The sequence below is a fragment of the Streptomyces sp. NPDC005784 genome (assembly GCF_042871525.1).
In the GTDB taxonomy this organism is placed as follows: domain Bacteria; phylum Actinomycetota; class Actinomycetes; order Streptomycetales; family Streptomycetaceae; genus Streptomyces.
In genome coordinates, this window is sequence record NZ_JBIAIQ010000001.1 from 540,796 (window position 1) to 566,238 (window position 25,443).

At 72.6% G+C, this 25,443-nt stretch carries 19 protein-coding genes; 12 read left to right on the plus strand and 7 right to left on the minus strand.

Annotation, left to right across the window (positions count from 1 at the left end):
- Window positions 1-28 precede the first annotated feature (28 nt).
- A complete protein-coding gene (locus tag ACFYR3_RS02370; protein WP_389281110.1) occupies window positions 29-823 on the plus strand; it encodes an adenosylcobinamide-GDP ribazoletransferase in 795 nt (264 codons plus the stop codon).
- 15 nt (window positions 824-838) lie between these two features.
- Here ACFYR3_RS02370 and ACFYR3_RS02375 read toward each other — a convergent pair whose 3' ends face one another.
- From ACFYR3_RS02375 to ACFYR3_RS02390, 4 genes are all read right to left on the minus strand, one after another.
- On the minus strand, window positions 839-1,498 hold the full coding sequence (locus ACFYR3_RS02375; RefSeq protein WP_389281226.1) for a spherulation-specific family 4 protein: 660 nt from the start codon (window positions 1,496-1,498) through the stop codon (window positions 839-841).
- An 80-nt stretch (window positions 1,499-1,578) separates the two neighbouring features.
- Window positions 1,579-3,207, minus strand: coding sequence for a hypothetical protein (locus ACFYR3_RS02380; RefSeq protein WP_389281112.1), 1,629 nt, complete (start codon window positions 3,205-3,207; stop codon window positions 1,579-1,581).
- The gene (gene pelF / locus ACFYR3_RS02385; RefSeq protein WP_389281114.1) at window positions 3,204-4,727 is read right to left on the minus strand and encodes a GT4 family glycosyltransferase PelF; all 1,524 of its coding nucleotides are present in this window, start codon (window positions 4,725-4,727) and stop codon (window positions 3,204-3,206) included. Before pelF ends, ACFYR3_RS02380 begins: the two co-directional genes overlap by 4 nt.
- A gap of 124 nt (window positions 4,728-4,851) precedes the next feature.
- A complete protein-coding gene (locus ACFYR3_RS02390; protein WP_389281116.1) occupies window positions 4,852-6,882 on the minus strand; it encodes a hypothetical protein in 2,031 nt (676 codons plus the stop codon).
- A gap of 345 nt (window positions 6,883-7,227) precedes the next feature.
- On the opposite strand from ACFYR3_RS02390, the gene ACFYR3_RS02395 reads away from it, so the two are divergent.
- From ACFYR3_RS02395 to ACFYR3_RS02425, 7 genes are all read left to right on the plus strand, one after another.
- Window positions 7,228-8,754 carry a leucyl aminopeptidase gene (locus ACFYR3_RS02395; protein ID WP_355845396.1) on the plus strand — a complete coding sequence of 509 codons (1,527 nt, stop codon included), beginning with the start codon at window positions 7,228-7,230 and terminating at the stop codon, window positions 8,752-8,754.
- A 315-nt stretch (window positions 8,755-9,069) separates the two neighbouring features.
- A complete protein-coding gene (gene lpdA / locus ACFYR3_RS02400) occupies window positions 9,070-10,458 on the plus strand; it encodes a dihydrolipoyl dehydrogenase (protein ID WP_355845393.1) in 1,389 nt (462 codons plus the stop codon).
- Between the two features lie 144 nt (window positions 10,459-10,602).
- Complete coding sequence (sucB, locus tag ACFYR3_RS02405) at window positions 10,603-12,387, plus strand: 2-oxoglutarate dehydrogenase, E2 component, dihydrolipoamide succinyltransferase (RefSeq protein WP_389281118.1); 1,785 nt, start codon at window positions 10,603-10,605, stop codon at window positions 12,385-12,387.
- 293 nt (window positions 12,388-12,680) lie between these two features.
- Window positions 12,681-13,304, plus strand: coding sequence for a GntR family transcriptional regulator (locus ACFYR3_RS02410; protein WP_356783616.1), 624 nt, complete (start codon window positions 12,681-12,683; stop codon window positions 13,302-13,304).
- Between the two features lie 295 nt (window positions 13,305-13,599).
- On the plus strand, window positions 13,600-16,305 hold the full coding sequence (aceE, locus tag ACFYR3_RS02415; RefSeq protein ID WP_389281120.1) for a pyruvate dehydrogenase (acetyl-transferring), homodimeric type: 2,706 nt from the start codon (window positions 13,600-13,602) through the stop codon (window positions 16,303-16,305).
- 164 nt (window positions 16,306-16,469) lie between these two features.
- Window positions 16,470-17,441 (plus strand): WYL domain-containing protein, encoded by a 972-nt coding sequence (locus tag ACFYR3_RS02420; protein WP_355845384.1) that lies wholly within the window; start codon window positions 16,470-16,472, stop codon window positions 17,439-17,441.
- A gap of 174 nt (window positions 17,442-17,615) precedes the next feature.
- Window positions 17,616-18,137 (plus strand): DUF4240 domain-containing protein, encoded by a 522-nt coding sequence (locus tag ACFYR3_RS02425; RefSeq protein WP_356783637.1) that lies wholly within the window; start codon window positions 17,616-17,618, stop codon window positions 18,135-18,137.
- A 49-nt stretch (window positions 18,138-18,186) separates the two neighbouring features.
- On the opposite strand, the gene ACFYR3_RS02430 is transcribed toward ACFYR3_RS02425, so the two are convergent.
- Together ACFYR3_RS02430 and ACFYR3_RS02435 are read right to left on the minus strand one after the other, a co-directional pair.
- On the minus strand, window positions 18,187-18,480 hold the full coding sequence (locus tag ACFYR3_RS02430) for a hypothetical protein (RefSeq protein WP_355845462.1): 294 nt from the start codon (window positions 18,478-18,480) through the stop codon (window positions 18,187-18,189).
- Window positions 18,481-18,592: 112 nt separating this feature from the next.
- Complete coding sequence (locus ACFYR3_RS02435; RefSeq protein ID WP_389281122.1) at window positions 18,593-19,357, minus strand: peptidoglycan recognition protein; 765 nt, start codon at window positions 19,355-19,357, stop codon at window positions 18,593-18,595.
- Window positions 19,358-19,720: 363 nt separating this feature from the next.
- Between ACFYR3_RS02435 and ACFYR3_RS02440 the strand changes: the two genes are divergently transcribed.
- Complete coding sequence (locus ACFYR3_RS02440; protein ID WP_355845381.1) at window positions 19,721-20,905, plus strand: MarP family serine protease; 1,185 nt, start codon at window positions 19,721-19,723, stop codon at window positions 20,903-20,905.
- A 450-nt stretch (window positions 20,906-21,355) separates the two neighbouring features.
- Window positions 21,356-22,021 (plus strand): TetR/AcrR family transcriptional regulator, encoded by a 666-nt coding sequence (locus ACFYR3_RS02445; protein ID WP_389281124.1) that lies wholly within the window; start codon window positions 21,356-21,358, stop codon window positions 22,019-22,021.
- Here the strand turns inward: ACFYR3_RS02445 and ACFYR3_RS02450 are convergent, their stop codons facing one another.
- Entirely contained in the window at window positions 22,022-22,513 is a 492-nt protein-coding gene (locus ACFYR3_RS02450; RefSeq protein ID WP_355845375.1) for a GNAT family N-acetyltransferase, read from the minus strand. It lies immediately after the preceding gene.
- Between the two features lie 72 nt (window positions 22,514-22,585).
- Between ACFYR3_RS02450 and ACFYR3_RS02455 the strand changes: the two genes are divergently transcribed.
- Window positions 22,586-23,503: a TIGR01777 family oxidoreductase gene (locus ACFYR3_RS02455; RefSeq protein ID WP_389281126.1), complete on the plus strand. Its 918-nt coding sequence runs from the start codon at window positions 22,586-22,588 to the stop codon at window positions 23,501-23,503.
- A gap of 576 nt (window positions 23,504-24,079) precedes the next feature.
- Window positions 24,080-25,441, plus strand: coding sequence for an NAD(P)/FAD-dependent oxidoreductase (locus ACFYR3_RS02460; protein WP_389281228.1), 1,362 nt, complete (start codon window positions 24,080-24,082; stop codon window positions 25,439-25,441).
- Window positions 25,442-25,443 lie beyond the last annotated feature (2 nt).

Sequence of the window (25,443 nt, forward strand, 5' to 3'; positions counted from 1 at the left end):
CCTCCGGGCGTCCGGGTACCCTGCGCCGATGTCCAAGACCGCCTCCGGGGCCTCCCTCGCCGACAGCCTCCGCTTCGCCTTCGGCACCCTCACCGTGCTCCCCGTGAAGGTGACCCGCTGGGACCGCCACGCGGCGCGCGGCGGCATGCTGTGCGCCCCGCTGGCCGGTCTGGTGGTCGGGGCGGGCGCGGCTCTGGTGGGTGTGGCCCTGCTGGCCATGGGAGCCGGACCGCTGCTCGCGGCCGTGGCCACCGCCGCCGTTCCGGCCGCGCTGACCCGGGGCCTGCACCTCGACGGCCTCGCCGACACCGCGGACGGGCTGGGCAGCGGCAAGCCCGCCGAGGACGCGCTGCGGATCATGAAGCAGTCGGACATCGGCCCGTTCGGCGTGATCACTCTCCTGTTCGTCCTCCTCGCCCAGGTGGCCGCACTCGCCCAGGCGTACGAGGTCTCATGGGGCCGGGGCGTCCTGGCGGCCGTCGTCTCGGCGACGGTGGCCCGCCTCGCCCTCACGCTCGCCGCCCGCACCGGGGTGCCCGCGGCCCGGCCCGAGGGTCTGGGGGCGGCGGTCGCGGGCACCGTGCCGCCGCGCGGCGCGCTGCTGGTGGCGGCGGCCGTGGCCGGTGCGGCGGCGGGGGCGGGAGCGCTCGTCGGGACGTACGACATCGTGCGCGCCGCGGCGGCGGTGGGCGCCTCGTGTCTGGCCGCCGAACTGCTGCTGCGGCACTGCACGCGGCGCTTCGGCGGGATCACCGGCGATGTGTTCGGGGGTCTCGCGGAGACGGCGGCGACGACCGCGCTCGTGGTTCTCTCGCTGGGCTGACCACCACCGCGGGGCTCACGGGGCGGGCTCCAGGGCGTGCGGCAACGTGCCCCAGGGATGGTCCCCCACGCCGGGGACCGCGCAGTACAGGGCGGCCCCCCGCTCCCGTGCCGACGCCGCCACGTCGACGCCGGCCGGTACCCCGTGGACGAGGTGACAGAGGCTCGCCCCGGCACCCGTCCACGGCGGCGGGGGCCTCCTCCGGTAGCCGGCCCAGGTGCCCTCGAAGGTGACGAGGACGTCGGCGATACGGGCGTACGAAGGGTGCGGTGCCGTGCCGTGGTTGAGGACGAGGGTGCCGGGGCCGAGTCCACGGACGGCCGTCGCCAGCCGCCGATAGTAGCCGAACTCGCTTTCCGCGGCGGCCACTTGGTCGAGGAAAGTGCCGTCGGTGCCGTACCAGTCGCGGTGCCGGGTCAGTTCGCGCAGGACGTCCGCGAGCGGTCGGCGGCCGTAGTCCGTGTCGACGTACCCGAGCACCCGGACGTCCGCCGCGCGCAGTCGTCCGGCGACCACCGCGAACGCCGGGTCGGGGCGGTCGCCGGGTCCACTGGCGGGATTCAGCACCACGCCGTACAGCCGGGGCGCGGCCGCGACGAGCGCGTCCCATTCCGCCGGGCGGACGACGGGGTGTTCGTAGTACGGGACGAGAAGGGCATTCGAGGTGCCGGGCATACGGGCGGTGTTGGGCGCACGGGTCGCGGCGGGGGCGGCGGGCGAGCCGTGCGCGCCGGTGTCCGGCGGGTTCAGCGGGTTCACCGGTGGGCCGTCACCTTTCCCAGCCGGGCGCAGACGAGCACGGTCTGGGCGCCCGCCGCCGCGCCGTACACGATCAGGCCCACCCAGTGCGCGTCGCCGGTGTGCGTCGCCAGGGCCGCGGTCTGGGCGAGCGCGGCGGCACAGACGACAGTGGCCGTGCCGGTGACGGCGCCGAAGGACTGGAGCAGCAGCCCGGTCCACATGACCACACCCAGCAGGAGCAGTGCGCCGAGCCGGATCCCGTCCGCCGCCGCGGGTGCGTGCGGCCACAGCGCGGAGGTGGCGAGGCCGAGCACGAGCAGCGCGGCGAGGTAGCCGGCCAGGCAGCGGACGAGCGCGCCGGCGGTGGCCCGCCGGAAACTCCTCGCCGAGGTGCTGGAACGCAGCCCGGCGAGGCTCCCGCTGCGGAACCGGAACAGCAGCCACTCGGCGGGGCCCATGCTGAGCGTCAGCGCGACCGCGGCCGGTGCGGCGACGGCCGTACGGGCTCCGGTCAGGACGTCTCCGAGCGCCGCGTACAGCACGAGGACCCCGCTGCCGAGCCCGAAGAGGGCGTACGGCAGGGTTCCGGCGTGCCGGCTCGGGGCGGACCGGCGGGCACGCAGCCGCGCGGCGACCGGGCCGAGGCCAGCCGGGGCGGTCCCGGGCTTCTCGGCGGCCGGCCGGCCCGCGGAGGCCGCCCGCGGCTCACCGGCCCGCCCGGACGGCTCGGTGCCGCCCCGCAGCTTCCCGTACGGCAGCAGCGCGAGAAGCCCGGCACCCCAGCTTCCCTCCCCCAACTCCCGCACGGCGGGCGCCACTTCGAACAGCCCGAGCAGGGCGACCGCCGCCAGCGAGCCGAGCAGCAGGGCCACTCGCGCCAGATCCGGGACCGGGTGGAACACGGTCACGATCGCGCCCGCCGTCATGGGCGCCAGGGCGGCGAGCAGTGTGCGTTCCCTGCCCATCACCAGCAGAACGGTGGCCGCGCCCAGATAGCCCGACTGCCCGGCGGCGAAGGCGACGGCGCCCCGGCCGGCCGATCCCGCCGCCGCGAAGGCCACCAGGGAGCCGAGCAGGACACCGACCGGGGTCCCGACGAGCAGCGCGCGACGGGCGGCCGCGTGGTCGCCGAGTCCCATCCAGGTGTACGCGCGGTGCGCGAGCCCCTGGTTCCAGGTCCAGCCGCACAGCGCCCCGGTGAGCATCGGAACGGTGCCGGCCGGAAGTCCCAACGCGCCCTCGGGCCCCGCGAGAAGCGGGGCGGCGAGGACGTAGCCGAGGCCGGGGAGGGCGAAGACGATGCCGCGCAGGAGGCAGCCGAGGAGACCGATCCGCCAGGGGTCGTGGGGCGGGCCCGCCGGTTCGGGATGGGCCCGGTCGACCCGCCCGAACAACTCCTCCGCCAGGGCGAAGGAGTTGGTGACGCCGTACCGTTCGCGGATCTGGTCGTCCGACAGACCGTCGGACTCGAGGAGCGCGGCCACCTCGTCGGGGTGCACGGCGGCGGACACGGACTCCCCCAGATTCTCGGCGAGTTCGTCGATCGGGTCGGGCCGCGCCCAGCTCGTCGGGCGACGCTGGCCCGGCACCAGCGGAAGGGTGGCCTCGCGGGCCTCGGGCTGCGTACGCAGGGAGCCGCTCACCAGCCGGTCCCGTCCGTGGCGACGGCCTGGTACCAGGGGTCGCGCAGTTCGAGGGTCCAGTCGGCGACCGTCTCCACGGCGGGCTCGTACACCTCGGGCCGGCCCGCCAGTTCCTGGTAGACCGTCCTGAAGGCGTCGACCGAGCGGCGCAGCGTGAACCGGTCGATGACCCGCTGGCGGGACAACTCTCCGAGGTCCAGGCGCCGTTCGTCGTCGCGCAGCAGGGTGAGGGCGGCGGCGGCCATCTTCTCCGGCTCGCGCGGCGGAACGACGATGCCGGTGTCGCCGACCGCCTCACGGACCCCGCCCACATCGGTGGAGACCGTCGTACGGCCGCAGGACATCGCCTCGATGATCGAGAACGGGAAGCCCTCGGAGATGGAGGACAGCATGACGACATGGCCGGCCGCGTAGGCGCACCACACCTCGGTGATACGGCCCTCGAAGGTCAGCCCGTCGGTGACACCCAGTTCGGCGGCGAGTTTCTCCAGGCGGGTCCGGTACGCCTCTCCGCCGGGCGGCACGGGACCGAACAACCGCAGCCGGGTCTCGGGCAGTTCGGCGCGCACCATGGCGTACGCGCGAAGGAGTGTCTCCAGGTCCTTGATGGGGTCGACCCGGCCGCACCAGGTGAGGGTGGGCACGGCGGGTTCGGGGCCGGCGTGCGGGAAGGCGTGCGGGTCGACGCCGTTGTAGACCGTGCGGATCCGGTCGCCGTCGGCGCCGCCGCGCTCCTCCCAGCGGCGGTTGTACTGGTTGCAGGGGGTGATGAGGTCGGCGGCGCGGTAGCCCAGGGAGTTCAGTTCGCGGTAGAAGCCGAGCATGAACGCCTTGACGGGCCAACGCTGTTCGGCGGCGCGGTAGCCGAGGTAGCGCTCGCGCAGATAGATGCCGTGCTCGGTGAGCAGGAACGGGACCCCGTCCAGGTGGTGCGCGACGAGGGCGGGCAGGGTGGCGAGGCCGCTGCTGACCGCGTGGGCGACGGAATCCTCGGGGATCCGGACGCCGAGCGGGCGCAGCGCGTGCTCCAGCAGGTCGGTCGCCGTGAGCGCGTCGTGCACGGTGGGCCGCGCGGCGGCCGTCGGCAGATGCGGCATCGTCCAGATCCACATCAGCGAGCGCAGCGCCGACTCGCCACGCAGGGCGGCCGAGAGGCGTCCGTCGCGGGCGAGCCCGGCCAGTTCGTACAGGGCGTCGCCGAAGTCCTCGGGCGAGTCCGGGTCGAGGAAGGAGAGCAGGAAGCGTTCGTAGATCTCGGAGAAACGGCGCAGGGCGCGGCCCAGTGGTGGCCGCGCGCGGCCGGGCCGTGGCCCCCAGGTCGGTACACGGGTGTGCCGGTAGACGTTGGGCGGCAGCTCCCAGGTCACGGGTTCGCGGCCGCTGCCGGTGAGCGAGACGATGTGGAAGTCGACCTCCGGCATGCCCTTGACCAGTTGGTCGCACCAGGTGCTGACCCCGCCGTGGACATGTGGATAGGTGCCTTCGGTGAGCATGGTGACATGACGGCCGGTGCGCATCATGCGTGGTTCCCCCCTGGGACTGTTTCTTCCGGAGAGCCCCCCGGCCCCCCGTTGCACGGCTCGCGAGCGCACCCCGGCCGGTGTCGGACCGGGGTGCGCGTCGCGAGCCGCGGAACTGCCGTGCTTACGCGGGCAGGTTCAGCTTGACCGCGGACTGAAGGAGCTCCGGCTTGGTCCAGTCATTGCGCTGTCCCGCGTACGGCGTGCCGAACGCGGTGGTGCCGAGCAGGAGTTGCTTCTTGGTCCCCTCGGGCACGGTCACCGGGATCTCGGTCCCGGACGGGGCGGTGACGGTGACGGTGTTGCCGACGCGGTAGGCCGTGACCTTGCCGCTCGCCAGGGCCGTCTGCCAGGCGGTGCGGCGCTGCAGCTCGGTGCCGATCGCGCTCTGGCGGGGGTTCTGCAGCGGGGTGTTGTCGGCGTAGATGGCCTTGTAGTCGGAGAGCACCTTGTCCAGGACGGGGTACAGGATGCGGTCCTCGGCCAGGTTGGACTGGTGGACGTAGTGCGGGCGCGGGTCGTTGCCGATGGCGTGCGACAGCGCGTTGCGCGCCTCCACCGGGACGATGTAGTCGGCGTAGCCGGTGGCCGTGTTCAGCGGGGCCGGCAGGCAGGTGGACGTGGCGTTGTTCTCGCAGAGGCCGCTGCCGCCGTCGGCCTTGGAGGTGTAGATGTAGTTGTACTCGTCGGCCATCTCGTCGGCCTTGCCGGCGTTGTAGTAGATGTTCATCGGGTAGCGGGGGACGGTCATCACGCCGTTGCCGACCGAACGCTGTTCGGGCTCACGGGAGTTGTCGGACCCGGTCCACCTGACGCCGTTCGCGGAGAGGGCGCGCGCGAGGTTCGGGTTGTCGTCGGGCTGCTGGGGCAGCGTCTTGAGACCCGAGTGCTCGCCGGTCACCAGTTCGGTGCGGTCGGTGGAGAGGCCGTGGGAGGCCGCCCAGTTGTTGTTGTTCGAGATCTCCGCGGAGATGTCGGCCCGGCTCACGTACTTCGTCGAGCCGTCGGCGTTCTTCGAGCAGGTCCAGGGGACGGTCGTGGTGTCCTGGACGCAGCCGAGGAACAGGTGCGTGAAGGTGTGGTTCATCCAGCGGAACTTGGCCTTGTCGGCGAGCAGCCGGTCCGTGAGGGCGTCCGTGCCGCCGTTCTCGGTCTTCCACTCCTCGCCCGCGCCCGCGTTGAAGACCATGTCGAGCGTGAACCCGTGGTCGGCCTCCCACTGGGCGGCGTAGGCGGCGTCGTCCGCGGTCATCCGGATCGGCGTGGTGGTGTCCTCGCCGTTACTGCCCGCGCAGTCGATGTCGCCGGGCGTGCAGTTGAGCTGGGAGTCCCAGCGGGCGTCGGGCGCGAAGACGTCGTCGACGTGGACGGAGAAGTAGTTCCTGCTCTGTCCGAGGTGCACGCCTTGGGTGAGCCATTCGACGATGCCGCGCGCCAGGACCTTGAACTGCTTCTGGTACTGGTTGTACGCGAAGGTGATCACGAGTTCGTTGCGCCCGTCGTGGGCGTACTGCCCGAGCATCGAACCGCCGGTCGGTGCGTCCAGGTAGCTGGTGAACCCGTCCCTCGGGTGGGCCGCGTAGCCGTAGGTCTCCTGGACCGCCGGGTCGTTGTCCTCGAAGGTCAGCGGTCCGTCGAGGTAGCGGAACGGGCCGGCCGTGCCCGCCGCGGTGATCTGGGTGCGTGCGCCGTCCAGCACACCGGCCCATCCGCCGTTCTGGTCGGTGTAGTCAAGACCGACCTCGGGGTGTGCCCAGGTGTAGGCGTCCACCTGGGGGATGCCGAACGTCTTCTCGTACGCCTCCAGTGCGGTCTGTTCGGCCGAACCCGGGCCGAACGGCGCCTCGTTCGGCAGGACGACGCCCTGGTACTTCGCGCGCGGTGCGCCGTTCACGGTGTCGCTCAGGAACGTCGCGCTGATGGTCGGGCGGCTCGCGTCACCCAGATTGACGGTGGTGTACGGGACACCGGAGTTCTTCAGCTCCGCGGTGATCGCCCCGACCTGGCCCGCGCCGTTGTCGACGACCAGGACCTTGAGATCGATCCGCGGCGTGGCTGCCGCGGATGCGCCGGGTGCCCCCACTCCCAGCGCCAGGAGTCCGGCGGCCCCCAGGACGGCGGCCGTCCCTCTCCACCGATGCAGACTCTGTGCCATGTGTTGCGCCTCCCCCTCGAAGATCCCCCTTCGGGTGGAAACCGTGGGGGATCTGTGGAAATCGTGCAAACCAGTGAGCGGCCTGCTCACCGGAACACGATGAGTGTGTCTCAGGTCACCAGGAGTGAGGGGCGGGAATCCAGCACGGCGCCACTTGTGGGTGAACGTCCGTAGAAATGAGCGAAACCCGACCCCGAGCGTAGGCTCGTCCCGGGTACTCGCCCGCCCTGTCAGGGGCCCCGGCAAGGACCGCCCCCGAGGACGGATCTAGGGTCAGCCGTCGGGCCCGGTCGACCCACCCCTCTCGGCCACACGAACTTCAATGGAAGCGGAGATCTCACCACCGTGACTGCTCTCACTCTCAGCACCGCCGCAGCGTCAGGTCTGCGGGCCGACGCGATCGTCGTCGGTGTCGCGAAGGGCCCCAAGGGCCCGGTCGTCGCACCGGGCGCCGAGGCCGTGGACAAGGCGTACGACGGCGGGCTCGCCGGAATCCTGGAGACCCTCGGCGCCTCCGGCTCCGAGGGCGAGGTGACCAAGCTGCCCGCGCCGTCCGGATTCAAGGCCCCCGTCGTGGTGGCCGTCGGCCTGGGAGCGGTCCCCGAGGAGGACGCCGGCTTCGACGCCGAGGCGCTGCGCCGCGCGGCCGGTGTCGCCGCCCGCGCGCTCGCCGGAGCCAAGAAGGCCGCCTTCGCGCTGCCGATCCAGGACGCCGCCGACGCCGGTGCCGTCGCCGAGGGCGCCCGTCTGGGCGCGTACGGCTTCGACGCCTACAAGGAGACCGGCCGTGGCGACGCGGCCAAGAACGGCAAGGGTCCGCTCGGCGAGGTGACGCTGCTCGGCGGCAAGCCCCGGGACGCGGCCTACAAGGCGGCCGTCGCGCGCGCCACCGCCGTGACCGAGGAGCTCAACCGCGCCCGCGACCTCGTCAACACCCCGCCGAACGACCTCAACCCGGAGTCCTTCGCCGCCGTCGCCACCGCGGCCGGCAAGGAGCACGGCATCAAGGTGCAGGTGCTCGACGAGAAGGCCCTGGCGAAGGGCGGCTACGGCGGCATCCTCGGCGTCGGCGCCGGCTCGGCCGCCGGTCCCCGCCTGGTGAAGCTGTCGTACACCTCCGCCAAGGCCACCAAGCACCTCGCGTTCGTCGGCAAGGGCATCACCTACGACTCGGGCGGCATCTCGCTGAAGCCCGCCGGGCACAACGAGACGATGAAGTGCGACATGGCCGGCGCCGCCGCGGTCTTCGCCGCCGTCGTCACCGCCGCGCGCCTCGGCCTGGAGGTCAACGTCACGGGCTGGCTCGCGCTCGCCGAGAACATGCCCTCCGGCTCCGCCACCCGTCCGGGTGACGTGCTGCGCATGTACAGCGGCAAGACCGTCGAGGTCCTCAACACCGACGCCGAGGGCCGGCTGGTCCTCGCGGACGCGCTGTGGAAGGCGTCCGAGGAGAAGCCGGACGCCATCGTCGACGTGGCGACCCTGACCGGCGCGATGGTGCTGGCGCTGGGCAACCGCACCTTCGGCGTGATGGCCAACGACGACGCGTTCCGTGCCTCGATCGTCGAGGCCGCCGAGGAGGTCGGCGAGGAGTCCTGGCCGATGCCGCTGCCCGAGCACCTGCGCAAGGGCATGGACTCCCCCACCGCCGACATGGCCAACATGGGCGAGCGCATGGGCGGCGGCCTGGTCGCCGGTCTGTTCCTGCGCGAGTTCGTGGGCGAGGGCATCACCTGGGCCCACCTGGACATCGCGGGCCCCGCGTTCAACGAGGCCGGCCCGTTCGGCTACACCCCCAAGGGCGGTACCGGTTCCGCGGTCCGCACCCTGGTCCGTCTCGCCGAACTGACGGCGGCCGGCGACCTGGGCTGAGCCTTCGTACGGCGCACGGCCCCGGGCATCGACTCGCCCGGGGCCGCTCGTATGGCCGTACGGAGGTTTCGCCCTCGACGAAATCCGCGGGTTCACCCGGCTCCGCACCCCGTCGACGTGATGGATCAGACGTCCCACACACCGGCCCGGCGTCTCGCTCGCCCTCGACAAGTGCGAAGATGGGTTCTCGGCAGGACAGGGCCCCCACCACAGGGCCGTAGAAAGAGCGGCCGGACACCAGCCGACCGACCGGTCAACCGCCCGTAAGGGACAAAGGTGCCCGGCGTTACGGCGCACATGCATGGAGGACGTGACGTGGCGAACGACGCCAGCACCGTTTTCGACCTAGTGATCCTCGGCGGCGGTAGCGGCGGTTACGCCGCGGCGCTGCGCGGAGCGCAGCTGGGCCTGGACGTCGCCCTGATCGAGAAGGACAAGGTCGGCGGAACCTGCCTGCACCGTGGGTGCATCCCCACGAAGGCCCTGCTGCACGCGGGCGAGATCGCCGACCAGGCCCGCGAGAGCGAGCAGTTCGGCGTCAAGGCCACCTTCGAGGGCATCGACGTACCCGCCGTCCACAAGTACAAGGACGGGGTCATCTCCGGTCTGTACAAGGGTCTGCAGGGTCTCATCGCGTCCCGCAAGGTGACGTACATCGAGGGTGAGGGCCGTCTGTCCTCCCCGACCTCCGTCGACGTGAACGGGCAGCGCGTCCAGGGCCGCCACGTGCTCCTCGCGACCGGCTCCGTACCGAAGTCGCTGCCGGGCCTGGAGATCGACGGCAACCGCATCATCTCGTCCGACCACGCGCTCGTCCTGGACCGCGTGCCGCAGTCCGCGATCGTGCTCGGCGGCGGTGTCATCGGCGTCGAGTTCGCCTCGGCGTGGAAGTCCTTCGGCACCGAGGTGACGGTCATCGAGGGCCTCAAGCACCTCGTCCCGGTCGAGGACGAGAACTCCTCCAAGCTTCTTGAGCGCGCGTTCCGCAAGCGCGGCATCAAGTTCAACCTGGGCACCTTCTTCTCGAAGGCCGAGTACACCGAGAACGGTGTCAAGGTCACCCTCGCCGACGGCAAGGAGTTCGAAGCCGAGCTCCTGCTCGTCGCCGTCGGCCGCGGCCCGGTCTCGGCCGGTCTCGGCTACGAGGAGCAGGGCGTCGCGATGGACCGCGGCTACGTCCTGGTCGACGAGTACATGCGCACGAACGTCCCGACCATCTCGGCCGTCGGCGACCTCGTCCCGACGCTCCAGCTCGCGCACGTCGGCTTCGCCGAGGGCATGCTGGTCGCCGAGCGGCTGGCCGGTCTGAAGACCGTTCCGATCGACTACGACGGCGTCCCCCGCGTGACGTACTGCCACCCCGAGGTCGCCTCCGTGGGTATCACCGAGGCCAAGGCCAAGGAGATCTACGGTGCGGACAAGGTCGTCGCCCTGAAGTACAGCCTCGCGGGCAACGGCAAGAGCAAGATCCTCAACACCTCGGGCGAGATCAAGCTCGTCCAGGTGAAGGACGGTGCCGTGGTCGGCGTCCACATGGTCGGCGACCGCATGGGCGAGCAGGTCGGCGAAGCCCAGCTGATCTACAACTGGGAAGCGCTGCCCGCCGAGGTCGCTCAGCTCATCCACGCCCACCCGACGCAGAACGAGGCGCTCGGCGAGGCCCACCTCGCCCTCGCGGGCAAGCCGCTGCACGCGCACGACTGATCAGCCCCGGCCGGTCCTGCCGGCCGCCGGCTGTACCCAGTCCCCGCGTCGAGCAGGCGCGACGACGACCACAGACTTCCGCACTTCCCCTCGCTCTCGATTCCGATCGAGCAGGGGAGACCCCAATAAGGAGCAACAGAAACCATGCCGGTTTCCGTAACCCTTCCGGCACTCGGTGAGAGCGTCACCGAGGGCACTGTCACCCGCTGGCTGAAGGCCGAGGGCGAGCGCGTCGAGGCCGACGAGCCGCTGCTCGAGGTGTCGACGGACAAGGTCGACACCGAGATCCCCTCTCCCGCCGCCGGCATCCTGGCGTCCATCAAGGTCGCCGAGGACGAGACCGTCGAGGTCGGCGCCGAGCTGGCCGTCATCGACGACGGCACGGGCGCGCCCGCCGCCGCCCCGGCTCCCGCCGCCGAGGCTCCGGCCCCGGCCGCCGCTCCGGCCGCTCCCGCCCCGGTCGCCGCGGCCCCGGCCGCTCCCGCCGCCGCCCCCGCCGCTCCGGCCGGTGGCGCCTCCGGAACCGACGTCGTGCTGCCCGCGCTGGGCGAGTCGGTCACCGAGGGCACCGTCACCCGCTGGCTGAAGCAGGTCGGCGAGGAGGTCGCGGAGGACGAGCCGCTGCTCGAGGTCTCCACGGACAAGGTCGACACCGAGATCCCCGCGCCGGTCGCCGGCGTGCTGCTGGAGATCGTCGTCGGCGAGGACGAGACCGCTGAGGTCGGCGCCAAGCTGGCCGTCATCGGCGCTCCGGGTGCGGCTCCGGCCGCTGCCGCGCCGGCCGCTCCGGCGGCCCCCGCGCCGGCTCCGGCCGCCCCCGCCGCCCCGGTTCCGGCCCCCGCTGCCCCGGCCGCGGCCGCCCCCGCTCCGGTCCAGCCGGCCGCCCCGGTCGCGCCCGCCGCTCCGGCGCCGGCGCCCGCGCCGGTGGCCGCGCCGGTGGCCGCGCCCGCCCCCGTCGCCCCGGCTCCGGCGCCCGCCGCGCCCGCCGGTGACGACGGTGCGTACGTGACCCCGCTGGTGCGCAAGCTCGCCGCCGAGAACGGTGTCGACCTGGCCGTCGTCAAGGGCACCGGCGTCGGCGGTCGTATCCGCAAGCAGGACGTCGTCGCGGCCGCCGAGGCCGCGAAGGCCGCGGCCGCCGCTCCGGCACCGGCCGCTTCCGCTCCGGCCGCCTCCGCCAAGAAGGCGCCGGTCCTGGAGTCCTCCCCGCTGCGCGGCCAGACCGTCAAGATGACCCGCATCCGCAAGGTCATCGGCGACAACATGGTGAAGGCCCTGCACGAGCAGGCGCAGCTGTCCTCGGTCGTCGAGGTCGACATCACCCGCCTGATGAAGCTCCGCGCGCAGGCGAAGGACTCCTTCGCGGCCCGCGAGGGCGTCAAGCTCTCCCCGATGCCGTTCTTCGTGAAGGCGGCGGCCCAGGCGCTGAAGGCCCACCCGGCCGTCAACGCCCGGATCAACGTGGACGAGGGCACGATCACCTACTTCGACACCGAGAACATCGGTATCGCGGTGGACTCGGAGAAGGGCCTGATGACCCCGGTCATCAAGCGCGCGGGCGACCTGAACATCGCCGGTATCTCGAAGGCGACCGCCGACCTGGCGGGCAAGGTCCGGGCGAACAAGATCACCCCGGACGAGCTGTCCGGCGCGACCTTCACCATCTCCAACACCGGCTCGCGCGGCGCGCTCTTCGACACGATCATCGTGCCGCCGAACCAGGTCGCGATCCTGGGCATCGGCGCCACGGTCAAGCGTCCGGCCGTCATCGAGACGGAAGAGGGCACCGTCATCGGCGTCCGCGACATGACCTACCTGACGCTGTCCTACGACCACCGACTGGTGGACGGCGCCGACGCGGCCCGTTACCTGACCGCGGTCAAGGCGATCCTGGAGGCGGGCGAGTTCGAGGTCGAGCTCGGCCTGTAACCCGCACCGCTCGCACGCTGACACGGCACCCCCGTCCGGACCTCCGGGCGGGGGTGCCGTGTTTGTGCGGGGGCCGGGTTCCCGGTGCGCCGTTCTTCCGCCGGGCACCGTGTTCGACGGTCACATCGACGGCACGAATCCGGACTTCACCCGGTACGAGCCCGTACGGACGGGAACACTCTGACAGCGTGTAAGTCTCGTCTCACCTGCGGGAAAGCGCCGCCATGCACCCCTCACCGACCGGGGCACGGCCTTATTGTCTAAAGGTCAAACGCCCTCCCGAAGGAGCCTTCATGACCGCGCCCGTCGTCCACTCGCTGCGCGAACAGATCCGCGAGCACATCGTGGAGGGGATCGTCAGCGGGCGCTGGAAGCCGGGCGAGCGGATCGTGGAGCGCCGGATCGCCACCGAGCTGGAGGTCAGCCAGACCCCGGTCAGGGAGGCGCTGCGCGAGCTGGAGTCGCTGCGGCTGATCGAGTCGGCGCCGAACAAGGGCGTCCGGGTGCGGAATCTGACGGCCGCCGACCTGGAGGAGAGCTACCCCGTCCGAGCCGGTCTGGAGGCCATCGCGGCGGAGCTGGCGGCCGATCGGCTGGCCGAGGACTGCTCGGCGCTGGAACCGCATGTGACGGCGCTGTACGAGGCCGACCGGCTGGCGGACGGGACCGGTCAGGTGCGGCACACCGTGGGGTTCCACCGCGAGCTGGTCAGGGCGGCCGGGAACTCCGTCCTCCTGCACACCTGGGAGGGCCTGGGTATCGAGGTCTTCACGGCCCTGTCCATCCGCTGGCTCGGAACCGTGCAGCAGTCGTACGCGGAGGAGCACGAAGCCCTCGTGGACGCCTTCCGGCGGCGCGATCCACTGATCGCCGACCTCGTGAAGGCCCATGTCCTCGGCTGCGCCCCTCGCCCGTGAGGGACGGCCGGACGGCACCGGCGCAGGGGAGCACACCCGCGCTCAAGCGTGCTCCCACCTGCGAGAACCGTCGATTTTCAAGGCACCCGGTGCCTGGCTTCAAGGCACCCCGTGCCGACTTTCCGATCTGAGGAGAATTTCCCTCGGAATCCTTTGATCGATCATCGATCAGGGAGTTACAGTCACCGACGGGCTCCTACAAGAGCCCTCCGCCCTGTCCTGCCATAGACCAAGGGCACCCCCGAACACCCCTTGCCGATGAGGGAACCCCCCTCCGCATCCGGAAGGCGGCGCAATGACCGACCCCACCGCAATCCAGCCGAGCGAGCTCGACCAGCTCCCGGACCGCGACCCCGAGGAGACCGCCGAGTGGCAGGCCTCCCTGGACGCCGTCACCCAGGCGGCCGGGCCGCACCGTGCCGCGTACCTGATGCGCCGCACGCTGGAGCGCGCCGAGGGCAACGGCCTCGCGCTGCCCAAGCTGCTCGAGACCGACTACGTCAACACCATCCCCACCGCCGCCGAGCCCACCGTGGACGGCGACGAGGCGATGGAAGCCAGGATCACCGCGTGGAACCGCTGGAACGCGGCCGCGATCGTGACCCGGGGCGCGAAGCACGGCGTCGGCGGCCACATCGCCACCTTCGCCTCCGCGGCCTGGCTCTACGAGACCGGCTTCAACCACTTCTTCAAGGGCAAGGAGGGTGACGGGTCCGGCGACCAGCTCTACATCCAGGGCCACGCCTCCCCCGGCATCTACGCCCGAGCGTTCCTCGACGGGCGTCTGAGCGAGCACCACCTGGACAAATTCCGCCAGGAGGCGGGCGGCAGCGGTCTCCCGTCGTACCCGCACCCGCGCCGGCTGCCCTGGCTGTGGGAGTTCCCGACCGTCTCCATGGGCCTCGGCCCGCTGTCGGCGATCTACCAGGCCCGCTTCAACCGCTACCTCACCAACCGCGCCATCAAGGACGTCTCGGCGTCCCACGTATGGGCGTTCCTCGGTGACGGCGAGATGGACGAGCCGGAGTCGACGGCGGCACTCGCACTCGCCGCCCGCGAGGGTCTCGACAACCTGACCTTCGTCATCAACTGCAACCTGCAGCGCCTCGACGGCCCGGTGCGCGCGAACTTCAAGATCGTGCAGGAGCTGGAGGCCCAGTTCCGCGGCGCCGGCTGGAACGTCGTGAAGTCGCTGTGGGGCAACGCCTGGGACGAGCTGTTCCGGCTCGACACCACGGGCGCGCTCGTCCGCCGCCTGCGCCAGGTACCCGACGCGCAGGTGCAGACGTACCAGACCCGCGACGCCGCCTACATCCGCCAGGACTTCTTCGGCGCCGACCCGGCGCTCGTCGAGATGGCGAAGCTGCTGAGCGACGACAAGATCCTCGAGTGCTTCCACCTCTCCCGCGGTGGCCACGAGGCGCGCAAGGTGTACGCGGCCTACCGCGCCGCCCTCTCCCACAAGGGCGCGCCGACGGTGATCCTGGCCCAGACAGTCAAGGGCCACACCCTCGGCGAGGGCTTCGCGTCGAAGAACGCCAACCACCAGATGAAGAAGCTGTCGACGGACGAGTTCAAGCAGATGCGTGATCTGCTCGAACTGCCCATCTCCGACAGCCAGTTCGTCGACGGCGTGGTGCCCTACGGCCACCCGGGCGCCGACTCTCCCGAGGTCCGTTACCTCCAGGAGCGCCGCGCGGCCCTCGGCGGCCCGGCCCCGGCCCGCCGCACGCACGCCCTGGCCCCGCTGCCGGCCCCCGCCGACAAGACGTTCGCGTCCTTCGACAAGGGCTCCGGCACCCAGAACCTGGCGACGACGATGGCGTTCGTCCGGCTGGTCAAGGACCTGGTCCGCGACAAGCAGACCGGCCGGCGCTGGGTGCCGATCGTCCCGGACGAGGCCCGTACCTTCGGTATGGAGTCGCTCTTCCCGTCCCTCGGCATCTACTCGCCCAAGGGCCAGACGTACGAGCCGGTCGACCGCGACCAGCTGATGTACTACAAGGAGGCCAAGGACGGCCAGATCCTCAACGAGGGGATCACCGAGGCCGGTTCCATGGCGGACTTCATCGCCGCGTCCACCGCGTACTCCACGCACGGCGAAGCGATGATCCCCTTCTACATCTTCTACTCGATGTTCGGCTGGCAGCGCACCGCCGACCAGATGTGGCAGCTCGGCGACCAGCTCGGCCGCGGCTTCCTGGTCGGTGCCACCGCCGGTCGTACGACCCTGACCGGTGAGGGCCTGCAGCACGCCGACGGCCACTCCCCCGTCATCGCGGCGACCAACCCGGCGGCCCTGTCCTACGACCCGGCGTTCGCGTACGAGATCGCGGCGATCGTCAAGGACGGTCTGCGCCGGATGTACGGCGAGGCGGCCCCGGGCGAGGACTCGGACGTCTTCTACTACCTGACCGTCTACAACGAGCCGATGCCGCAGCCCGCCAAGCCGGCCGGTCTCGGTATCGACGAGGGCATCCTCAAGGGCCTGTACCGCTTCAACACGTCGGAGTCGGCGGGCCTGAACGTGGCGGCGGCGAACGCTCCGCGGATCCAGCTCCTCGGCTCCGGCACGGCGATCCACTGGACCCTCGAGGCCCAGAAGCTGCTCGCCGAGGAGTGGGGCGTGGCCGCCGACGTGTGGTCCGCGACCTCCTGGACCGAGCTGCGCCGCGACGCGCTGGAGGCCGACGCGGCCCTGCTGCGCGGCGAGGAGCGGGTGCCGTTCGTCCGCCAGGCGCTGCAGGGCGCCGAGGGCCCGGTGCTCGCGGTCTCCGACTACATGCGCCAGGTCCCGGACCAGATCGCGCAGTGGGTCGAGCAGGACTGGTCCTCGCTCGGTGCCGACGGCTTCGGCCTCTCCGACACCCGTGCGGCGGCCCGCCGTCACTTCGGCGTGGACGCGCAGTCGATCGTCGTCGCGGCGCTGGCGCAGCTCGCCCGCCGCGGTGAGGTCAAGGCGTCCGCGGTGAAGGAGGCCCGGGAGCGCTACGGCCTGTAGTGCACGGGGGTTGAACGCGGAGAAGGGGTACGGCGGTCGCCGTGCCCCTTCTCGGTTTTCCCGGCGGCGTTGCGCGGTGGTCTGCGAGGCGCCCTCGCGCGGCGGCCTCGCGAGGTCGGCCGGCCCGTCTCCGCGTTGTCAGTGGTGCCCGGCATCATGAACACATGCGTGCTGCTCGTCTGATCAAGATGGTGCTGCTGCTCCAGGCCCGCGCCTCGATGACCGCCGCCGAGCTGGCGCGGGAGCTGGAGGTCTCCGAGCGCACGATCACGCGGGACGCGCAGGCGCTGTCGGAGGCGGGGGTCCCGGTGTACGCGGACCGGGGGCGGGCGGGGGGCTACCGCCTGGTCGGCGGGTACCGGACACGACTGACGGGGCTGGCGCGGAGCGAGGCGGAGGCGCTGTTCCTGAGCGGGGTGCCGGGGGCGCTGCGCGAGATGGGCCTTCAGGACACCGCGTCGGCGGCCCGGCTCAAGGTGTCGGCGGCGCTGCTGCCCTCCGTGCGGGACGCCTCGCGCACGGCGGCGCAGCGGTTCCATCTGGACGCGCCCGCCTGGTTCAGCGAGCCGCGGACGCCGGAGCTGCTGCCCTCCGTCGCGGACGCGGTGTGGGACGACCGCCCGGTCCTCGCGCGCTACCGGCGGGGCGAGTCCGAGGTGGAGCGGACGCTCGAACCGTACGGGCTCGTCCTGAAGGCGGGCGTCTGGTACCTGTGTGCACGGGTCGCGGACGCTGCGGCCTTCCGGGTGTACCGGATCGACCGGTTCACCGCCGTCGACATCGGTGCGGAGCGGTTCCGCCGGGACGACGGGTTCGACCTGCCCGCGTTCTGGGAGGAGCGGGCGGAGGAGTTCGCCCGGTCCGTCCTGCGGTCCGAGGTCGTCGTACGGCTGTCCCCGGAGGGCGTACGACAGCTGCCGTACGTCCTTGATCCCGTGTCCGCGAAGGAGGGGCTCGGCACGTCCGGTGCCCCCGACGGACAGGGCTGGGTGACTCTCACGCTCCCGGTCGAGTCGGAGGAGGTCGCCCGCATACAGCTGCGGGGGCTCGGGCCCGAGGTGGAAGTGCTGGCTCCGGCGCTTCTGCGGGAGCGGTGCGCGGAGGACGCGGCCGGATCGGCCTCGCTCTACCGGTGATCGCGGCCGGATCGGCGGCGCTCCGCCCGTGATCGCGGACCCCGTGAGGTCCCTCCGCGCCGGCCGATTGAAATCCGTACGAACCCGGCGGTTTTACCTTCGGCATGTGCATGCATAACAATCTGCGCCACTCCACGTGCGTCCCTCCCGCCCAGGCCCGATGCTGGACCCGTGATGGACGAGACGGAGTTCTGGCAGCTGGTGGACGCGACCCGCGAGACTGCCGAGGGCGACCCCGAGGAACAGGCCGACCTGCTCGTCGAGCGGCTCGTCCAGTTGGACCCGATCTCCGTCCTGGACTTCGCCCGGCACTTCGAGTCGCGCTACAACCGCGCCTACCGCTGGGATCTGTGGGGCGCCGCCTGGGTGCTGCTCGACGGGGCCAGCGACGACGCCTTCGACTTCTTCCGGTGCTGGCTGATCGGCCAGGGCCGGGAGGTCTTCGAGGGCGCGATGCACGACCCCGACACGCTCGCCGAGCTCCTGGAGGACTTCGACGAGGAGATCGACGGGGACGGCGAGGAGCTGGGCTACGCGGCCGACGAGGCCTACGAGCAGCTGACCGGTGCCGTCGCGCCCGCGCTGGGCATCCCGGCCGCGGCCGGAGAGCCCGAGGGCACTCCGCTCGACTTCGAGAACGAGTCGGTCATCGCGGAGCGCTACCCCAAGTTGTGGGAGCGGTTCCGGGAGGACTGACGGGCCCGGCGGGAATTGTCAGGCAGGCCCTGGTACTGCCGTTGCAGCACTAGGCCGCGGTCCGCCGTCGGCCGAGGTCCGAGGGGATGTACGCCTGCGGCTGTTCGGCGCGCACCGTGTGGTGCATCGGGGCCGCGTTGGCCTGGTCGAGCGCGGACGCCGTGACCGCCGCCGGGCCCAGCACGACCGTCGCCATCGCGCAGACAACCGCCCACGGGCCACGCACGGCCTTCACCCGGCCGTCGGCCGGGTGCGCGTTCCCCGCGTCCTGCGCGCCCGCGATGCGCCTCGCGTGCGCCCCGCTCCCCGCGCGGCTCGCGGGCTCCGTCCGACTGATCCTCATGATTCCCCACTTCCGGTCAGTGCGTACGGCGACCGTAGGGCGCACGGCTCTGGGGAGTCTGTGAGCGGCCGGGGGCGTACCTGTGACTGTCGCGCGGGGTTCGGACGGGCGGTCAGCGGCCCTGGTAGCGGGCCGCCAGGGCGCGGATCTCGGGGAGGCGGGCGGTGAGGGCCGCGCCGGGGCAGTTGGTCATGAAGGCGGCGTTGTGGCCGGAGACGGTGGAGAGCACGGCGGCGGTGCCCGCCGCGTAACGGCTGAGGCTGTTGCTGGAGACGAGGCGGACCGTGCCCCGGGGGTCGACGCGGCCGAGCCCGAGTTTCCAGGCCGTGAGACGGGCGATCGCGTCGGTCATCGCCCTCGGCACCGGTGCTCCCGCCGTGAAGGTGCCGATCGCGGCGATCCCGGCGGAGCGATGGTTGAAGCCCTGCGTGTGCGCCCCTGTGACGGGCCGGTCGACACCGCCCGCGCGGCCCTCGTAGATCGTGCCGCAGCGGTCGACGAGGAAGTTGTAGCCGATGTCGTCCCACTGTTTGGCGCCGGTCTGGCCCGCGTAGACGTCGCGGATGATGCGGGGCACGTCGGCGCAGTCGTAGCCGTTCGGCGAGTCCGTGTGGTGGATGAAGACCGCGACGACACGGTCGTCGTAGCGGGGCGGCGGCTGCTTGCGCGTGCTCGCGGCGTCGAGCCACTTCGAGCGCGGCACGATGACCGGCCGGGCGACGGGGTGGGGCACGGTGAGCCGGGCCGCGACCGGGGGCGGGGCGGCCGCGCGGGCCGCCGTGTGGTCGACCCCGGCCACGCACATCACCAGCGCCAAGGCGGCGAGCAGGCCGGGTACGCACCCGAGGAGGAGAAGGACCCGTCGCGGCAGCCCCACCGGCGCACACCGGCGCACACCGGACGACAGAGGGGCGCGCGGATCTCGCTCCGCCCCTGTGCGAACCTCGCGGGCTCGGGGCGCCGGGCGTCCGCGGCGCCCATGACGCGCGGGGCGGGACGCTTGCTCCCCGCTCCGTATTCGAGGCCCCCGCGGCTTCCGGAAGACACGCATGGAGCCACCCTGACCCGGATCCGCGCGGGCCGCGATGTGTGGTGTGCCACCTGGTGGAACCATCGGACGTACCCGGGACGTTTCTACAGGTCCACGGGTGTGTGGCCGTCTTCCGCGGCACCGAACGCGCGTGGCTGATCACTGGGCCCGCCCGACGCGTACTAAGGGGCCCTAGAGAAAGGCGGCTCCGTGGACGTGCTCGACCTCCTGCTGATGCTGGTGATCCTGGTCTACGCGGCGTCCGGGTACCGCCGTGGCCTGGTGGCCGGCTGTGTCTCGCTGGCCGGTTTCGTGGGCGGTGCCGTCATCGGCGTATGGGTGCTTCCCTGGATGATGGAGCTGGTCACCGCGGGGACACCGGCGGCGACGGTGACGGCGGTGCTCACGGTGCTGGTGCCCGCCGTGGTGGGTCACGAGCTGGCCGGGCGGCTGGCGCTGAAGCTGCGCCGCGAGCTGGACGAGGGGCCGTTGCGGGTGGCCGACGGGATCGGCGGAGCCGCGGCGAACACGCTGGCCGTGCTGCTGGTGGCCTGGGTGGCGGCGAGCGTCCTCGGCGCGTCCTCGTCGACGGTGGTGACACAGTCGATCCGCAACTCGGCGCTGCTGGGCGCCGTGCAGAAGACGATGCCGGAGACGACTCCGACCTGGTTCTCGCGTGCGACCTCGGCGCTCACGGAGGCGGGCTTCCCGCAGGTCTTCAACCCGTTCGAGAACGAACCGACGGCCGGTGTCGCCAAGCCCTCCGGGGACAGCGTGACGCCGTCCGCGACGAACGCCGCGAAACTGAGCACCGTGAAGGTCGAGGGCGTCTCGGGCAACCAGGGCCGGGAGGGCAGCGGCTTCGTCTACGCCTCCCGGCACGTGATGACCAACGCGCACGTGGTGGCGGGCATCGACCGGCCGACCGTGCGGGTGGGCGGGGTCAGCCACCCCTACCAGGCGCGGGTCGTGCTCTTCGATCCGCAGAAGGACGTCGCCGTCCTGTACGTGCCGGGTCTGCGGGCCCCCGTCATCCACTTCGACGGAGTCGCCTCGCGCGGCGACTCCGCGGTGGTCGCGGGCTACCCGCAGGACGGCGGCCTCGACCTCCAGGCGGCCACGGTCGCGAACCGCATCAACGCGACGGGGCAGAACATCTACAACTCCGGCACGGTCACCCGCGAGATCTACTCGATCCGCTCGACCGTCCGTCCTGGCAACTCCGGCGGTCCGCTCCTCACCACCGACGGCAAGGTGTACGGCGTGGTCTTCGCCCGTTCGACCTCCGACAGCGAGACGGGGTACGTCCTGACGGCGCACGAGGTCGCGGGCGACGCCCACAAGGCGGCACACGCCACGGCCCGCGTCGACACGGGCGACCTCGTCACCTCCTGACACCGGCCGAGCCCTGACGCCGGCTCAGTCCCGACCCCGGCCGGGAAGCACGGCCTGCCCCGGTCGGGGAGCAAGCACGGCCGGCCCGGCCCGGAAACACGGGCTGTCCCCGGCTCGGGGAGCAACCACGGCCCAGCCCGGCCCGGAAGCACGGGCTGCCCCCGGCTCGGGGAGCAACCACGGCCCAGCCCGGCCCGGAAACACGGGCTGCCTCCGGCTCGGGGAGCAAGCACGGCCCGGTCCGGCCCGGAAACACGGGCTGCCCCCGGCTCGGGGAGCAAGCACAGCCCGCCCGGCCCAGCTCGGGAGCACGGGCTGCCTACGGCTCGGGAGCACGGTCGTCTCACCATGGGCCTCCGGCCGTGCGGCATCCGCGACCCACCCATGTGGCACGCTTTGCCGCGTCGGCGAAACATGCCCCCCACCCCTCTCCCGGCGTACGCTTTCCCCGTGAGCAGCCAGCCGGCCCCCGCGCCCGAAGCCCCCGCACTTTCGCTGACCGAGCGCCGCAAGGCGGCGACCCAGCTCGACATCGCACGCGCGGCCGCGGAGCTCTTCACGGAGTACGGTCCGGACGGCACCACGGCGGAGGACATCGCCCGCCGGGCCGGGGTGGCGCTGCGCACCTTCTACCGCTACTTCCGCAACAAGCAGGACGCCGTGGGCCCGCTGCTCGCCGCCGGCGGCGACCACTGGCGGGCCCTGCTCGCGGCGACGGAACCGGGCACGGCGCTGCCGAAGGCCCTGGAGTCGGCGATCGAGGACGCCCTGTCCGCCCCGGACGCGCACGCGGCCGAGAGGCTGGAGCAGACCCGTACGCTGCTGCGGGCGGCCGTCGACGATCCGGCGCTGCGCGCGGTCTGGTACCGGGTGAACCAGGAGTCGGAGGAGCGCCTGATCCCGGTGGTCGCCCGGCTGGCGGGCACCGGTGCGGACCCGCTGGAGACCCGGCTGACCGCCGCCGCGGCCACGGACGCGATCCGGATCGCCCTGGAGACCTGGGCGGCCACGGACGCGGCGGCCGACGGACCGGGTTCGCCCGCCGACCTGGCGGTCCGCTGTCTGCGTCATCTCATGGGCGGCCCGCGCCCGTTGCCCACCGACGGCGAGAACTGATCAGAGCGGGCGCCCCATCAGGACGTCGTCCACGTACACGCCGTCCAGCAGGAACTCCCCGGGCAGAATCCCCTCGACGACGAACCCCTCGGACTCGTACAGCCTGCGCGCCGGGGTGTTGTGGCCGAGCACGCGCAGCGTGATGCGCCGGGCGCCCTGGCGGCGGGCCTCCTCCCGCACCGCCCGCAGCAGCGCGCGGCCCACTCCGGCGCCGCGGGCCTCGTCGGCGACGGCGAGTCCGAGAATCTGCCGGACGTGCGCGTTGGAGGCGAGCGGGGTCGGGAAGCCCAGCCGGATGTACCCCACGAGCCGGTCGTCGAGCTCGGCGACGAAATGATCCCGGGGACCGAACCGCCCACTGTAGAAGGGTTCGTACGGCGGCCGGGGGCGCGGCATGACGGCGTGCAGCGTGGACCAGGTGTCACGGTCGAGCCGGCCGAGCGCGTCCTCGTCGTCGAGGGTGGCGGTGCGTATCCGCGGAGCAGCTGACATACCGGTCACTGTACGGCCGCCGCGCTGGCGCCCGTTCCGTGAAGTCCGCCGCGGCGCGGGCAGGATGGACCCATGACCGAATCACCGCTGCCCCCGGGTTCCCGCATCGTGATCGCCGGCGCGTCCGGCCTGATCGGCTCCGCGCTGGCGCGCTCCCTGAGCGCCGAGGGGCACGAGGTGGTCCGGCTCGTGCGCCGTGAGCCGCGCTCGCCCAACGAGGTCCGTTGGGATCCGCAGCGGCAGCGGATCGACGCGGTGGGGCTCATCGGGTGTGCCGCGGTGGTCAATCTGGCGGGGGCCCCCGTCGCGGGGCGGCCCTGGACGCGGACGTACAAGCGGATGATCCGGGACAGCCGGGTGCTAGGGACGGCGACGCTCGCGGAGGCGGTGGCCTCGCTCGACGAACCACCGCGGGTCTTCGTCAACGGCAGCGCGATCGGGTTCTACGGCGACACGGACGGCCGTGCGGTGGACGAGTCGGCGCCGCCCGGGGACGGGTTTCTGCCCTCCGTCTGCGTGGAGTGGGAGGAGGCGACGGCTCCCGCGCAGGAGGCGGGAGTGCGTACGGTGCTGCCCAGGACCGGGCTCGTGGTGGCCCGCGAGGGCGGGGCCTGGGCCCGGCTGATCCCGCTGTTCCGGGCGGGCGTCGGGGGGCGGATGGGGAACGGACGCCAGTACTGGAGCTACATCGCGCTGCACGACGAGGTGGCCGCGATCCGGTATCTGATCGACACGGAGTCGCTGTCCGGGCCGGTGAACCTGACCGCCCCCGACCCGCTCACCAACGGCGAGATCACCGAGGCCATGGGCCGCGTCCTGCGCCGCCCGACCCTCGTCAGCGCCCCCGCCCCGCTCCTGCGCCTCGCCCTCGGAGACATGGCCGAGGACATCCTGGGCAGCCAGCGCGTCCTGCCCACCCGCCTCCTGGAATCAGGCTTCACCTTCGCGTTCCCCTCGATCGAGGGAGCACTGCGAGCGACCCTGGACTGACAGGGGACCTCTCCGGAGGCCCGGAGCACCTCCGCGGGCGCCCCGCCCCGGCGGCCCCCGCCGCCTCCGGGTGCTCCGGCCCCGGACGGACGCCCGCCAACGCGGGTCCCACCGCCTCCGAATGCCCCGCCCCCGGGAGGCCTCCCGTCTCCGGGTGCTACGCCCAAGACGGGTGACCGCCCCCGGCAAGTGCGCCGCCTCCCGGCGTTCCACCCCCACCGGAGCGCCGACGCCCCGCGGTGTTCCGCACCCCCGGCGGATCCCGCTGCATCCGGGGGCGCCCCGCCCCCTCACGGGTGACCGCCCCCGGAAAGGCCGCCGTCTCCCGGCATTCCCCCCCCCATCGGGGTGCCGTGTTCCGCGCCTCCGGCGGGTCCAACCACCCCCGCCGGGCAGGTACATGCACCCCCCATGCTCCCGTGCACGGCCGCCGCGCGACTTCCCCCTTGCGTCCGCACCTCGCACCCTCGATCCGAACTCGGGTATCCCACAAGCGTGTTGGGGGCATGACGTCCCCACCGGCCGCGCAACCTCGAGGAGGGGCACGTGCTAGAGCCCGCACGCCAAGCCACGCACATGGCGGAGATCGCGGAAGACGTGGACGTCGTCGTCGTGGGAGCCGGTGTCGCCGGTCTCGCGGCCGCACGGCATCTGACCGGGGCGGGGCTGAGGACCACCGTCCTGGAGGCCGCCCCCCATGTGGGCGGCCGTATGTCCACGGAGAAAATCGACGGCTTCCGGCTGGACCGGCTCGGCCGGCTCCTGTCCACCTCGTACCCGGAACTGCGCCACACCCCGGGCCTGGGCGCCCTGGTCCTGTGCCCGTTCTCCCCGGGCGTGCTCCTGCACAGCGACGGCCACCGCCACCAGGCGGGCGCGCCAGGCACTCCCCGGAGCGCGAGGGGCGCACTCACCACCGCGCGCGCCCTCGCGAGCGCCCCCCGGCTTCCGCTGCCCCGGCCCGCGCGCGGAACCACCCGCCCCGTACCGCTCGGCGGCCCCCTCGACCAGTCCCGTCTCAGCACAGCCCTCGCGCGTCTCGCCTCCACTCCGCCGGAGCGTCTGCTCGCCCGTCCGGATCTCACCGCGGCGCGGGCGTTGACCGCCCGGGGCCTGCCGGCCCGTACGGTCGACACCTTTCTGCGCCCCCTCCTGGCGGCCCTGCTGTGCGACCCGGAGCTCCAGACGTCGAGCCGTTGCGCCGACCTCGCACTGCACTCCTTCGCGACGGGCCGGCTGTGCCTGCCGGAGGGCGGCGCGGACGCGCTCCCCGAGCTGCTCGCGGCCGCTCTTCCGCCCGGCACCGTGCACACGGGCGTCGAGGTCACCGCCGTCTCCACGACCCGTGTGACGACGAAGGACCACGGCGAACTCCGTTGCCGGGCCATCCTGTTGGCGACCGGCGCCCGCGCCGCCGCCGAGTTCCTGCCCGGACTGCACGTCCCCGCCTTCCATCCGGTGACCGTCCTGCACCACACCACGGACGAACCCCCGCTCACCGCACCGGCGTTGCTCCTGGACGCCGACCGGAGCGGTCCGGTGGCGCACACGGCGGTCGTCAGCCAGGTCGACCCCACCCGGGCACCCGCCGGCCGCGCCCTGATCTCCTCGACCGTGCTGGGCACTCCGCCCGCCGCGGCCCACCTGGACGCGGCGGTCCGCGCCCAACTGGCCCGCCTCTACGGCACGTCGACGGACCGCTGGGAACTGCTGGCGGTCCATCACGAACCCGAGGCGGTCCCGGCGATGCCGCCACCGCACGATCCGCGCCGCCCGGTACGGCTGCTCGCGGGCCTGTACGTGTGCGGCGACCACCGGGACACCAGCACGGTGCAGGGCGCGCTGCACTCCGCCCGGCGGGCCGCCCACGCCCTCCTGACCGACCTGGACGTCCGCCCGGCCCCGTTGGCGGAGCCCCTGGAGTCCGCCGCCGCCTGACC